General features: G+C 66.7%; 13 protein-coding genes. 3 read left to right on the top strand and 10 right to left on the bottom strand.

Features of this window, described 5'->3' with window-relative positions; genetic code table 11:
* Nucleotides 1-41 precede the first annotated feature (41 nt).
* The 10 genes from ACI766_RS29755 to zur all read right to left on the bottom strand — a co-directional run bounded on the left by ACI766_RS29755 (nt 42) and on the right by zur (nt 8,761).
* Nucleotides 42-1,373: a glutamine synthetase family protein gene (locus tag ACI766_RS29755; protein WP_003099720.1), complete on the bottom strand. Its 1,332-nt coding sequence runs from the start codon at nt 1,371-1,373 to the stop codon at nt 42-44.
* Nucleotides 1,370-2,023, bottom strand: a complete 654-nt coding sequence (locus ACI766_RS29750) for an isochorismatase family cysteine hydrolase (protein WP_003099724.1) — start codon at nt 2,021-2,023, stop codon at nt 1,370-1,372. The genes ACI766_RS29755 and ACI766_RS29750 overlap by 4 nt, the downstream gene beginning before the upstream one ends.
* Nucleotides 2,024-2,027: 4 nt before the next feature.
* Complete coding sequence (qapR, locus tag ACI766_RS29745; protein WP_003099726.1) at nt 2,028-2,885, bottom strand: transcriptional repressor QapR; 858 nt, start codon at nt 2,883-2,885, stop codon at nt 2,028-2,030.
* Between the two features lie 202 nt (nt 2,886-3,087).
* Complete coding sequence (locus ACI766_RS29740) at nt 3,088-3,870, bottom strand: MetQ/NlpA family ABC transporter substrate-binding protein (protein ID WP_003097007.1); 783 nt, start codon at nt 3,868-3,870, stop codon at nt 3,088-3,090.
* A 76-nt stretch (nt 3,871-3,946) separates the two neighbouring features.
* Complete coding sequence (locus ACI766_RS29735; RefSeq protein WP_023128560.1) at nt 3,947-4,624, bottom strand: methionine ABC transporter permease; 678 nt, start codon at nt 4,622-4,624, stop codon at nt 3,947-3,949.
* Nucleotides 4,624-5,631, bottom strand: coding sequence for a methionine ABC transporter ATP-binding protein (locus tag ACI766_RS29730; protein WP_003097002.1), 1,008 nt, complete (start codon nt 5,629-5,631; stop codon nt 4,624-4,626). The genes ACI766_RS29735 and ACI766_RS29730 overlap by 1 nt, the downstream gene beginning before the upstream one ends.
* A gap of 206 nt (nt 5,632-5,837) precedes the next feature.
* Nucleotides 5,838-6,626: a PA5502 family lipoprotein gene (locus ACI766_RS29725; RefSeq protein WP_003122325.1), complete on the bottom strand. Its 789-nt coding sequence runs from the start codon at nt 6,624-6,626 to the stop codon at nt 5,838-5,840.
* A 41-nt stretch (nt 6,627-6,667) separates the two neighbouring features.
* On the bottom strand, nt 6,668-7,456 hold the full coding sequence (gene znuB / locus ACI766_RS29720; protein WP_003096998.1) for a zinc ABC transporter permease subunit ZnuB: 789 nt from the start codon (nt 7,454-7,456) through the stop codon (nt 6,668-6,670).
* Nucleotides 7,449-8,258 (bottom strand): zinc ABC transporter ATP-binding protein ZnuC, encoded by an 810-nt coding sequence (gene znuC, locus ACI766_RS29715; protein WP_003099732.1) that lies wholly within the window; start codon nt 8,256-8,258, stop codon nt 7,449-7,451. Before znuC ends, znuB begins: the two co-directional genes overlap by 8 nt.
* Entirely contained in the window at nt 8,258-8,761 is a 504-nt protein-coding gene (zur, locus tag ACI766_RS29710) for a zinc uptake transcriptional repressor Zur (RefSeq protein WP_003096992.1), read from the bottom strand. Before zur ends, znuC begins: the two co-directional genes overlap by 1 nt.
* A gap of 69 nt (nt 8,762-8,830) precedes the next feature.
* Here zur and ACI766_RS29705 point away from each other — a divergent pair, with 69 nt between their 5' ends.
* From ACI766_RS29705 to ACI766_RS29695, 3 genes are all read left to right on the top strand, one after another.
* Entirely contained in the window at nt 8,831-9,754 is a 924-nt protein-coding gene (locus tag ACI766_RS29705; protein WP_003099734.1) for a zinc ABC transporter substrate-binding protein, read from the top strand.
* A gap of 109 nt (nt 9,755-9,863) precedes the next feature.
* Nucleotides 9,864-12,068: an adenosylcobalamin-dependent ribonucleoside-diphosphate reductase gene (locus ACI766_RS29700; protein ID WP_003146829.1), complete on the top strand. Its 2,205-nt coding sequence runs from the start codon at nt 9,864-9,866 to the stop codon at nt 12,066-12,068.
* Nucleotides 12,069-12,084: 16 nt separating this feature from the next.
* A complete protein-coding gene (locus ACI766_RS29695; protein WP_003096987.1) occupies nt 12,085-12,774 on the top strand; it encodes a hypothetical protein in 690 nt (229 codons plus the stop codon).
* Nucleotides 12,775-12,903 lie beyond the last annotated feature (129 nt).

Genomic DNA, 12,903 nt, shown 5'->3' with positions numbered 1-12,903 from the left:
GGTGGTAGGGCGGCAGCTGGTAGATGCCGAGTTCGGGGTTGTCAGTAGAGCTCGGCATAGTGGCGGCACAGGTCGTCGTCGGAAAGGCCCGCCGTCAGCGCCAGTTCGTGGCGCTTCATGGCGAGGTAGGTGTCCAGCAGCGGCTTTGGCAGCTCGGCACAGAGCGCCTCGTCGCGTTGCAGGCAGTCGAGCGCATCGCCGAGGGTCGCCGGCAGGGCCTGGATGCCGCGGGCCTGGCGCTCTTCGTCGCTGAGGCCGTGCGGATCGACATCGGCCAGGGCGCGCAGCGGCAGGCGTCGTTCGATGCCCAGGCGGCCGGCGATCAGCACCGCGGCCATCGCCAGGTGCGGACAGGCGGTGGCGTCCATCGGCCGGAATTCCAGGTTGTACTGCTTGCCCAGCGGCTTGCCGCCGACGCTCACCACCGGGCAGATGCGCAGCGCCGCTTCGCGGTTGCGCAGTCCCAGGCAGGCGTAGGCGGCGCTCCAGTGGTGGGGTTTCAGGCGCAGGTAGGAGGCGGCGGTAGGAGCGGTCAGCGCGCACAGCGCTGGCAGGTGCGCGAGCACGCCGGCGGCCCAGTGCTCGCCGAGTTCGGAGAGATCGTTGGGTCGACCGGGCTCGTACAGCAGCGGGCTGCCGTCGGCATGTTGCAGGCTCAGGTGCAGGTGCACCCCGTTGGTCACCGCGCCGGGTGCCGGCAGCGGTGCGAAGCAGGTACGCAGGCCCATCTGCCGCGCCACTTCGCGAGTGACCTCGCGGACGTTCACCGCGCGGTCGGCGGCGGCCACGCCCTGCGCCGGGCGGCAGGTGACCTCGTACTGGCGCTGGCCGTATTCGGGGAGGAACATCTCCGGCTCGGTGCCAGCCTGGGCCAGGGCGCTGACCAGCCAGCCGGGGAACTGCCCGGCGGCACGCTGGGCCTGCAGCGAAAACGCCGCGGCCGGACGCTCACCGGGCAGGCCGAGCAGGCTGAATTCGTGTTCGAACGCCGCGATGACCTGCAGGCCGCTGTCGCGATAGCGTTCCACCTCGGCCCGCAGCAGGCTGCGCGGGCAGGCCGGCCACGGCGTGCCGTCGGTTTCCACCAGGTTGCCGTGCAGGTAGTCGAGCGCCGGCGCAGCGGCGTCGGGACCCTGCTCGACGCGCACCCGGCTGTTCGGGTCGGGCAGCAGGCGCAGGTCGCCGTGGCTGCCCCAGGGGCTGCTCTCGTCGATCAGGTCCTGCGGGGTCAGCGAGCTGTTCGCCGGTACCCAGCCGCAACCGCTGGCCAATTGCTCCTCCAGGGTCGCCAGGGGCAGCGAACGCCCGCGGGTGATGCCGGCCAGGTCGGTGGTGACGAAGCTGACCAGGCGTACCGGCTGCAGGCGGTTCACAGGTTGCTCCGGCCGAGGGCGGCGATGCGTTGCAGGACGGTCTCGGTGTCGCTGATCCAGCAGTAGCCCTTGATCGCTTCCAGGCAGGCCTGGTGGCGTTCCGGGGTATGGGTGGCGCAGGCATCCTCGACCAGGGTGACCAGGTAACCGCGGTCGGCGGCATCGCGCACGGCCATGTCCACGCACTGGTCGGTGACCACCCCGCAGACGATCAGGTGGCGGGTGCCGAGGTTGCGCAGTACGTAGTCGATGGCGGTGGAGTTGAAAACGCCGGAAGAAGTCTTCGGCAGCACGATCTCGTTGGCGGTCGGCTCCAGGGCGTCGATCACCCTGGCGTCCGGGCTGCCCTTGGGCAGGTGCATCTCCGACAGCTTGTGATCCAGCGAGCGGTCGCGACCATCGGCGGTGAGGCTCTCGATGACGGTGTGCAGGACGTTCTCGTCCACTGCGCGCATGGCCCTGAGCAGGCGCTGCTGGTTGGGGATCACCTGGTTCTGCACGCGCTCGTAGAAGTAACCGGCTGCCTGCGGATCGACGTGCGGGTCGCGCCCCGGCTCGACCCAGGCACGCTGCATGTCGACGAACAGGATGGCGGTCTGCCGGCGGCCGAATGGCAGGTCGCGCGGCGAGTGGTGGGGCAGACTGAACATCGGGTCATTCCTCCAGAATATGACTGCTGAACGCGTTGCGGAGCTGGTCGATGCCCTCCAGGCGTTCGTCGAGCGGCGCGCCCATGCGCGCCACCAGGGTCGCTACCAGTGCCTCGACCTGGGCCATGGCCGGCACCAGCGAGTCGAAGGGCGAGGCGGATTCCACTGGCGAACTGACGATCAGGTCGGCGTGTTCGCGCAGCGGCGAGGCGTAGATGTCGGTGAACAGCACCAGCCGTGTGCCGCGTGCCTTGGCGGCCTGGGCCACGTGCTGGGCCTGGCTCTGGTAGCGGCGATAGTCGAACAGGACCAGCAGGTCCTGGCGGCCGAGGTCGTAGAGCTGGTCGGGGAGCAGGGCGCCGTCGTCGAGCAATCGGCACTGCGGGCGCAGCAGGCGCAGATGGGTGACCAGGTAGCCGGCGAGGAAACGGCTGAAGCGTCCGCCGTGGCAGTGCACGCGCAGGCGGCTGTCGAGCAGCCAGTCGGCGAGGCGCTGGATGTCATCGGGGCGGGTCAGGCCGAGGGTCTGTTGCAGGCTCTGGCCAGCCTGGTCGAGGTAGCGCGCCCAGGTGTCGTCGCGGCCCATCCGCTCGCGGCGTTCGGCGAGCAGGGTGCGCGGCGAGCGCAGGCGGTCGTCGACGTCGGCCAGCAGCGCTTCCTGGAAGTCGCCGTAGCCGGCGAAGCCGAGCTTTTTCACCAGGCGCATGATCGTCGGGTCGCTGACTCCGGCGTGCCGGGCCAGGCGCGTCATCGGACCGAGGCCGAGGCGCGGGTAGTCATCGAGCAGGGCACGCACCACCTTGCGCTCCGCGGGCGTCAGTTCGGCGGGCGGGGAGGCCAGGCGTTGTTTTAGTTCTTGCATGGGGCATCCTCGAAGGTGGGTCGATTGTGTAGTGAATTTTTCAGATTGTTCAATATGTGACGGAATGTTTTTTTCACTACATTTCCCGCAAACGGCCGAATGACCTCTGTTGTGGTACGGCAGGCAGACGTACGGCGGGGACGGAAACGAAAAAGCCCGGTCGAAGACCGGGCTTTTTCCAGGGGTGGTTACGCGGCTTGGCTCAGAACGCCGGTACCACCGCGCCTTTGTATTTCTCCTGGATGAACTGCTTGACCTCGGCGCTGTGCAGGGCCTTGGCCAGCTTCTGCATGGCGTCGCTGTCCTTGTTGTCCGGCCGCGCGACGAGGATGTTCACGTAGGGCGAGTCGCTGCCTTCGATGGCCAGCGCATCCTTGGTCGGGTTCAGCTTGGCTTCCAGGGCGTAGTTGGTATTGATCAGCGCCATGTCGACCTGGGTCAGCACGCGCGGCAGGGTCGCGGCTTCCAGTTCGCGGATCTTGATGTTCTTCGGATTGTCGACGATGTCCTTCGGCGTGGCGGTGATGCTCTTGTTGTCCTTGAGCTTGATCACCCCGGCCTTGTCCAGCAGGAGCAGGGCGCGGCCGCCGTTGGTGGCGTCGTTGGGAATCACCACGGTAGCGCCGGAAGGCAGTTCGTCGAGCTTCTTGTACTTGCTCGAGTAGGCGCCCAGCGGCTCGATGTGTACGCCGGTCACGGCGACCAGGTCGGTGCCCTTGGCCTTGTTGAACTCATCGAGGTACGGCTGGTGCTGGAAGAAGTTGGCGTCCAGGCGCTTTTCCGAGACCTGCACGTTCGGCTGCACGTAGTCGGTGAACTCCTTGATCTTCAGGTCCACGCCTTCCTTGGCCAGCAGCGGCTTGACCACGTTGAGGATCTCCGCGTGCGGCACCGGGGTGGCCGCGACGGTGAGGGACTCGGCGGCCTGGGCGGCGGTGAGGCCGAGCGCCGCGACAGCGGAGAAAGCAGCAAGCAGTTTTTTCATCTTCAACTCCTTTCGAGGTGTTCCTGGCGGCTGTGGATAACCGCGGCGCTCAGGGTTTTGGGCTTGGCCGGCAAGCTTACTTGCGCGAGAAGTGCACCACCAGCTTGTCGCCCACGGTTTGCAGAATCTGGACGAGGATCAGCAGCATCACCACCGTGACCACCATCACGTCGGTCTGGAAGCGCTGATAGCCGAAGCGGATCGCCAGGTCGCCCAGCCCGCCGGCGCCGACCACTCCGGCCATCGCGGTGTACGAGACCAGGGTGATGGCGGTGACGGTGATGGCGGCGATGATGCCCGGCCGGGCTTCCGGCAGCAGGGCGTTCCAGATGATCTGCCGGGTGCTGGCGCCCATCGCCTGGGTTGCCTCGATGATGCCCTTGTCGACCTCGCGCAGCGCGGCTTCCACCAGGCGCGCGAAGAACGGCGTGGCGCCCACCACCAGCGGCGGGATGGCCCCGGCGACGCCCAGCGAGGTACCGGTGATCAGTACGGTCAGCGGGATCATCACGATCAGCAGGATGATGAACGGCAACGAACGGAGGATGTTCACCACTAGCGAGAGCAGGGTGTAGACCGCCTTCTGCTCGAACATCTGCCGTGGCCCGGTAAGGAACAGCAGGACGCCGAGGGGCAGGCCGAGGACCACTGTGAACAGCAGCGAACCGCCGAGCATCCAGAAGGTGTCGACGCTGGCCAGCCAGATTTCGTACCAGTCGATGTTGGCGAAGCTCATGGTTTCGAAGAAGTCCATCAGCGCAGTACCTCCACATGTACGTCAGCGGCGTTCAACTGGCTCATGGCGGCTTCCAGGTCACCGCCGACCAGGGCCAGGGTCAACTGGCCGTAGGGCGTGTCCTTGATGCGGTCGATGCGTCCGGAAAGGATGCTGTAGTCGACCCCGGTCTGCCGCGCCACGGTGCCCAGCAGCGGCGCATAGGTGGCTTCGCCGCGGAAGGTCAGGCGCAGGATGAGACCCGGCACGTGGGCGAAATCGTCGTGGCGCTCGTCCTCGTCGACCCGTTCGGCCTCGAACACGAAGCGGCGGGTGGTCGGGTGCTGCGGATGGAGGAAGACATCGGCGACATCGCCCTGCTCGACGATGGCGCCGCCGTCCATGACCGCGACCTGGTCGCAGACACGGCGGATCACGTCCATCTCGTGGGTGATGAGGACGATGGTCAGCTTCAGCTCGCGATTGATTTCCGCCAGCAGTTGCAGGACCGAGGCGGTGGTCTGCGGATCGAGGGCGCTGGTGGCCTCGTCGCAGAGCAGGATGCTCGGCCGGCAGGCCAGGGCGCGAGCGATGCCGACGCGCTGTTTCTGTCCGCCGGAGAGCTGGGCCGGATACTTGCGCGCGTGGTCGGACAGGCCGACCCGCGCGAGCAGCTCGGAGACCCGCGCATCGACTTCGGCACGGCTGAAGCCGCCGGCCAGGCGCAGGGGCATGGCGATGTTGTCGGCGACGGTCTTCGAGGACAGCAGGTTGAAGTGCTGGAAGATCATCCCGACGCGCTGGCGGAAACGGCGCAGGCCTTCGGCGTCGAGGGCGGTGACGTCTTCGCCCTCGACCAGGATGCGGCCGCCGCTGGGCTCCTCGAGGCGGTTGATCAGGCGCAGCAGGGTGCTCTTGCCGGCACCGGAATGGCCGATCAGGCCGAAAATCTGCCCGGCCTGGATGTTCAGGCGGGTCGGTTGCAAGGCGGGGATTTCCCGACCGGCAACTCGATAGGTCTTGTGGACGTCGTGGAATTCGATCACTGGGCGAACCTTGTGGGTGCGGCGATGCTGTTACGGCTGGAGCACGGGCTTGGCGGGAAGCATGGGCGGTCAGCTAAACCGAGCATTTTACCTTGCTTTCTTATGCATTATTAATATTTATTGGTGATGAAAAATCATTGAAATGGAATAAGCGTCTGGTGCGCTCCCGACAAGCGCTTTCTGCTGCGGCCGGGGCAGGACCGGTCTCAATTCCGGGGGGTAAGTATCAATCGGGTTGGCTTGTCGGCCTGTACGACATGGCTGAGATGCAGGTCGAAATCGGGTGAGAGCTTCTTCACCCGCGCCAGGAGCTGGTCGGAAACCAGCGGATAGTCGCTGTCCCGGCGCACTTCGATATGCACCCTGCAACGGTAGGCGACGACATCCGCGGCCACCGCGTCGAGCACCGCACCGAGGCCGCCCTGGCCGGTGCCGTCGAGCATCGGCAGGGGCACGGCGCTGCTGGCCGCTTGCGGATCGATCAGGTGGGGAGCGCCGGGCAGCGGCTTCAGCTCGCCGCCGGGCGGCGTCTGGATGATCTGCTGCATCTGCTGCTGGGCCGCCTGCTGCATGCGTCGGGCCTGCTCGGCGCGGGCGGGATCGACCTTGGCGCGGTTGATCGCACCGTCCAGCCCGGCGGTCAGCGCCGGCGCTTTGGGCATCAGTCCGCGGGCATGGCCGAGGGCGCTGGTGGCGGTGTTGAGGTCTCCTTGACGCAGCGCGGTTTCCCCGCGCTGCATGTAGGCCTCGGCCAACTGGCGGCGGAACGCTTCGACGCGCTCGTCGCCGGCGGCTGCGCTGCGCAGGGCCAGCCATTGTTGCTCGGCCTGTTCGAGCTTGCCGGCGGCCAGGGTTTGCTGCAGTTCGGCGTAGGGATCGGCGGGCTGCGCCTGGGGCGCGACCACCGGCGTCGGTTGCGACGACGCATTGCCCTGGCAGGCGCTGACCAGCAGCGCCGCCGCCAGGACGGACAGCAGGCGAAAGAAGGACGACATCATTCCTGCGGGTTCTCGTTTGGTCAAAAAATCGCCAGATTCTACACCGTGCGGCGGGGCAGGACAAAACTCAGCAGGAACAGGCCGGCGGCGCTGACCACGATCGAGGGGCCGGCGGGGGTATCCTTGAACCAGGACAGGGCCAGGCCGGCGCACACCGCGACCAGTCCCAGCAGGCTGGCGCCGACCGCCATCTGCTCGGGACTGCGGGCATGGCGCTGGGCGGCGGCGGCGGGAATGATCAGCAGCGAGGTGATCAGCAGTACGCCGACGATCTTCATCGCCACGGCGATGACGATGGCGATCAGCAACATCAGCGCCAGGCGGATCGCTCCGACCGGCAGGCCTTCCACCTTCGCCAGTTCCTCGTGCACGGTGATCGCCAGCAGCGGCCGCCAGAGGAAGCAGATCAGTGCCAGGACCAGCGCGCTGCCGGCGATTATCCACAGCAGGTCGCTGGCGCTTACCGCCAGCAGATCGCCGAACAGGTAAGCCATCAGGTCGACCCGCACTTCCTTCATGAAGCTCAGGGTGACCAGGCCCAGCGACAGGGTGCTGTGGGCGAGGATGCCCAGCAGGGTGTCGGCGGCCAGCGGCTGGCGCTGCTGCAGGGTCACCAGCAGCACTGCGAGCAGCACGCAGCCGACGGTCACAGCCAGGGTCGGGCTGACATCGAGGAGGAAACCCAGGGCTACCCCGAGCAGTGCGGCGTGGGACAGGGTATCGCCGAAATAGGCCATCCGCCGCCAGACCACGAAGGAGCCCAGGGGGCCAGCCACCAGGGCCAGGGCGAGGCCGGCGAGGAGGGCGTTGAGCAGGAAGTCAGCCATGGTTGCAGTCGGGGCCGTGCTTGTGGACAGGAGTGAAGCGGGTGCCTGGAGGCAAGGCGCCGGGACCGGCCTTGACCACCTCGCCGTGGAGGTCGTGGGCGTGGTCGTGATGGTGGTGGTAGATCGCCAGGCTGCGAGCGTCCTGGCCGAACAGCTCGACGAAGGCCGGGTCGCCGCTGACCTGCTCGGGGTGCCCTGAGCAGCAGACATGGCGGTTCAGGCAGACCACCTGGTCGGTGGCGCTCATCACCAGGTGCAGGTCGTGGGAGACCATCAGCACACCGCAGCCGTAGCGGTCGCGCAGTTTGCCGATGAGGCGGTAGAGTTCGGCCTGGCCGGCGACGTCGACGCCCTGCACCGGCTCGTCGAGCACCAGTAGCTCGGGCTTGCGCAGCAGAGCGCGGGCCAGCAGCACGCGTTGCAGTTCGCCACCGGAAATGCTTTGCAGCGGGCGCTCCAGCACGTGCGCCGCGCCGACCTCGCGCAACGCCGCCAGCGCCTGCTCGCGCCTGACCCCGGGTACCAGGCGGAGGAAGCGCAGTACGCTGAGCGGCAGGGTGGCGTCGACGTGGAGTTTCTGCGGCATGTAGCCGATGGTCAGCCGCGGCCGTCGCCAGACCTCGCCGACGTGCGGCTTGAGCAGGCCGAGCACGCTGCGTACCAGGGTGGTCTTGCCGGCGCCGTTGGGGCCGATCAGGGTGACGATCTGGCCGGGCTCGATGGCCAGGTCGACATCGCTCAGCACCGCCTGGCCGTTGAAGGACACGCCGACCTGGGTCAGCCGCACCAGCGCGTTGTCCATCAGGCGTCCTTCTGGTCCCGGCAGGTGCCGCAGAGGCCGACCACCTCGACGGTCTGGCTTTCAACGGCGAAGCCGACGCTGTTCGCTCCGGCGACGATGGCCCGGCTGATATCCGGCTGTTCCAGCTCGATCGCGGTGTGGCAGGTGCGGCAGATGAGGAACTGGCCCTGGTGGCTGTGCTCCGGGTTGTTGCAGCCGACGAACGCGTTGAGCGAGGCGATGCGGTGCACCAGGCCGTTCTCCTGGAGGAAGTCCAGCGCGCGGTAGACGGTCGGCGGCGCGGCGCGGCGGCCGTCGGTTTCGCTGAGCACCGCGAGGATATCGTAGGCCCCCAGCGGCTTGTGGCTCTGCCAGACCAGCTCCAGCACGCGCCGCCGCAATTCGGTCAGGCGTACGCCCTGGCGCGCGCACAGCGCATCGGCCTCGGCCAGCGCGGTGCTGACGCACTGGCTGTGGTCATGGGGCTGGCAGGCCAGCGGGGTCTTGGGCGCAATCTTGTACATGGGCTGCGACGCTCGAGGGTAGAGACGTTATTATATTACCCGCTAACCACCTTTCATGTGAGTGCCGCCGTGACCCTGCGTCCCTTTGCCCTGCTGTCCGCCTGCTTCGCCCTGTTCCTGCTGGCTTCGCCGGCGCGCGCCGAGGTCAGCGTGCTGACCAGCATCAAACCGCTGCAACTGGTCGCCGCGGCCATCCAGGACGGCGTCGGCCAGCCGGACGTACTGCTGCCGCCGGGCGCCTCGCCGCACCAGTACGCCCTGCGTCCTTCCGACGTACGGCGGCTGCGCGAGGTGCAATTGTTCTACTGGATCGGCCCGGACCTGGAGAACTTCCTGCCCAAGGTGCTCGCCGGCCGCCAGGGCGCCAGCGTCGCGGTGCAGGACCTGCCGGGCATGCACCTGCGCAAGTTCGTCAATTTCGAGGAAGAGGAGCATGCCGGGCACGACGAGCACGACCATGACCATCGTCCCGGCATGCTCGACGCCCACCTCTGGCTGTTGCCGGCCAACGCCCGCACCATCGCCGCGCGGATGGCCGAGGACCTGGCCCAGGTCGACCCGGCCAACGCCGGGCGCTACCGGGCCAACCTGAAGGCCTTCGAGGAGCGCCTCGGCGGGCTCGACGGCAAACTCCGCGAACGCCTGGGCAAGCTTGCCGGCAAGCCTTTCTTCGTCTTCCATGAAGCCTTCGACTATTTCGAGGAAGCCTACGGATTGCGCCATACCGGCGTGTTCGCGGTATCCGCGGAGGTCCAGCCGGGAGCACGCCATGTCGCCGCCATGCGCGCCCAGCTGAAGGCCGCCGGTCCGGCCTGCATCTTCAGCGAGCCGCCGCTTCGACCGCGGCTGGCCGACACCCTCAGCGAAGGCCTGCCGGTGCGCCTGGCCGAACTGGACGACCTGGGCGTGAACGTGAGCGTGGACGCCAACGGCTATGAGAATCTTCTGAACAACCTGGCAGGCGAATTTGCCGGCTGTCTGGAAAAGCTCTGAAAACCCGTGACTGATGGCCGCGCCCTCTTGCGCGCGGCGTCCCGATGACTAAGGTTGTCTGTTGCTGCCTGACACAAGATATTGATTCCCGTCAGGTACGGATAACTAGATGTTGCGTACGGTGGCCGGCTTCGGACGCCCCAACAACCATCGGGAGGTTAATCAGCGGATGGCCAAGACAGACGCACGCAGTCCCCGCACCGAACGCGGGACCATCGCCCTGCAGGACGCGTCGCAGGATATCTGGGACAAGAAGTACCGGCTCAAGAGCAAGGACGGTACGCCGGTGGATGCCAGCGTCGACGGTACCTGGCAACGCGTCGCCCGCGCCCTTGCCGATGTCGAGGAAAAGGCCTCCCGCGAACACTGGTACGGGCGCTTCCTCTGGGCCCTGCGCAACGGTGCCATCCCGGCCGGCCGGATCATCTCCAACGCCGGCGCCCTGGGGCACAAGCCGGCCACCTCGACCATCAACTGCACGGTGTCCGGGACCATCCAGGACTCCATGGACAACATCCTCGAGAAAGTCCACGAGGCCGGGCTGACGCTCAAGGCCGGCTGCGGCATCGGCTATGAGTTCAGCACCCTGCGCCCGCGCGGCGCCTACGTTTCCGGTGCCGGTGCCTACACCAGCGGGCCGCTGTCGTTCATGGACATCTACGACAAGATGTGCTTCACCGTCAGCTCCGCCGGCGGCCGCCGCGGCGCGCAGATGGGCACCTTCGATGTCAGCCACCCGGACGTCCGCGAATTCATCCGCGCCAAGCGCGAGGACGGGCGCTTGCGCCAGTTCAACCTGAGCCTGCTGATCACCGACCAGTTCATGCAGGCGGTGGAACAGGACGCCGACTGGCCGCTGGTATTCCCGGTGCACGTGAAGGAGCGCGACGAGATCGACCTCGACGACCCCAACGCGGTGGTCTGGCGCGAATGGCCGATCCAGGACGACTACGTCCAGCGCGCCGACGGGCTGGTCGCCTGCAAGGTCTACGGCCAGGTCCGCGCCCGCCACCTGTGGGACATGATCATGGTCTCCACCTACGACTATGCGGAGCCGGGCTTCATCCTCATCGACCGGGTCAACGAACTGAACAACAACTGGTGGTGCGAGGCGATCCGCGCCACCAACCCCTGCGGCGAGCAGCCTCTGCCGCCGTACGGCTCGTGCCTGCTCGGCTCGGTCAACCTCACCTGCTTCGTCGAGCAGCCATTTGGCGACGAGGCGCGCTTCGACTGGGACCGTTTCCGCGAAGTGGTGCGGGTGTTTACCCGGATGCTCGACAACGTGGTGGAAATCAACGGCCTGCCGCTGGAACAGCAACGCCAGGAAATCCTTGGCAAGCGCCGGCATGGCATGGGCTTCCTCGGCCTGGGCTCGACCCTGACCCTGCTCAAGCTGCGCTACGGCAGTCCCGAGGCCTGCGTATTCACCGAGGAAGTGGCGCGGGAAATGGCCCTGGTGGGCTGGGAAGTGGCCCTGGAGCTGGCCAGGGAGAAGGGCCCGGCGCCGATCCTGGCGCAGGACTACGAAGTCACTGCGGAAATGCTTCGCAAGCGTCCGGAAATGGCCGCCGATGGCTATAAGGCCGGCGACCGCATCCGCGGCAGCGTGCTTCACGCCAAGTATTCCCGCTACATGCAGCGGGTCGCCGAACATGCTCCGGAACTGATCGAGGCGTTGGCTGAAACCGGCGCGCGCTTCACCCACCACAGCTCCATCGCGCCGACCGGGACCATCAGCCTGAGCCTGGCCAACAATGCCTCCAACGGTATCGAGCCGAGCTTCGCCCACCATTATTCGCGCAACCTGATCCGCGAAGGCCGCAAGACCAAGGAAAAGGTCGAGGTCTACAGCTACGAGCTGCTGGCCTACCGGACCCTGGTCAACGCCCAGGCCCTGCCGGACAGCGACGACCCGGCGCGACGCCTGCCGGACTACTTCATCACCGCCGACAGCGTCACCCCGGCGCAGCACGTGGACATCCAGGCGGCGGCGCAGAAGTGGGTCGATTCGTCGATCTCCAAGACCGCCAACGTGCCCACCGACTACCCGTTCGAGGACTTCAAGGACATCTACCGCTACGCCTGGCACCAGGGACTCAAGGGCTGCACCACCTTCCGCTTCAATCCCGAGGCGTTCCAGGGCGTGCTGGTCAAGGAGTCCGACCTGGAGAAGACCCGCTACCGCTTCGAACTGGAGGACGGCAGCGTGGTGGAGTTCAAGGGCAACGAGCAGGTCGAGTACGACGGTGAGATCCATACCGCCGCCAACCTCTTCGACGCCTTGAAAGAAGGCTATTACGGCAAGTACTGAGGCCGGGGGAATCGATATGTCAGCAGTCAAGATCACGCAGAAGATCAAGGGCTTCAAGGTCGTCAACGAAGCCGAGGAGCAGGCCCTTGCCGCCGCCGCGGAAGCCGCGTCGGTGGTGCAGATGGACGAGACCCTGGAGCGCCCGGATACCCTGATCGGCGCCACCTACAAGATCAAGTCGCCGCTGTTCGAGCACGCGCTCTACGTGACCATCAACGACATGGTCCTCAATGCGGGCACGGCGCACGAGCAGCGGCGTCCCTTCGAGATCTTCATCAACTCGAAGAACATGGATCATTTCCAGTGGATCGTCGCACTTACCCGCATCATGTCCGCGGTTTTCCGCAAGGGCGGCGACTGTACCTTCCTTGTCGAGGAACTCAAGGCGGTATTCGACCCGCGCGGGGGCTACCTGAAGAAAGGCGGCATCTACATGCCTTCCATCGTCGCCGAGATCGGCGGCGTGCTGGAGCGCCACCTGACGGCCATCGGCCTGTTGCGTGGCCCTGAACTGGACGAGGAACAGCGTCTTTTCCTCGCGGAAAAACGCGCCGCCTACGAGGCCGCCCAGGGCACCAGCAAGGTCGAGCCGGGCGAAGGCTTCCCCGCCGGCGCGCAACTGTGCGGCAAGTGCAACAGCATGGCGGTGGTACAGATGGACGGCTGCGCCACCTGCCTCAACTGCGGACACTCGAAATGTGGGTGAGCACTTGAAAAACGCATGCGTTTTTCAATGCGAACGACCGGCCAGGATGGCCGGGCCGGGGGTGGGCTGAACGACGAAGCCTCGACAGGATGTCAGCTCGGCCTTACCCAAGACGCCGAACCGCATGCG

It is taken from the genome of Pseudomonas sp. DL, from assembly GCF_047199225.1.
Taxonomy (GTDB): Bacteria; Pseudomonadota; Gammaproteobacteria; order Pseudomonadales; family Pseudomonadaceae; genus Pseudomonas; species Pseudomonas aeruginosa.
Note: the sequence above shows the minus strand (reverse complement) of the source record. Positions and strands in the feature narration are given on the sequence as shown.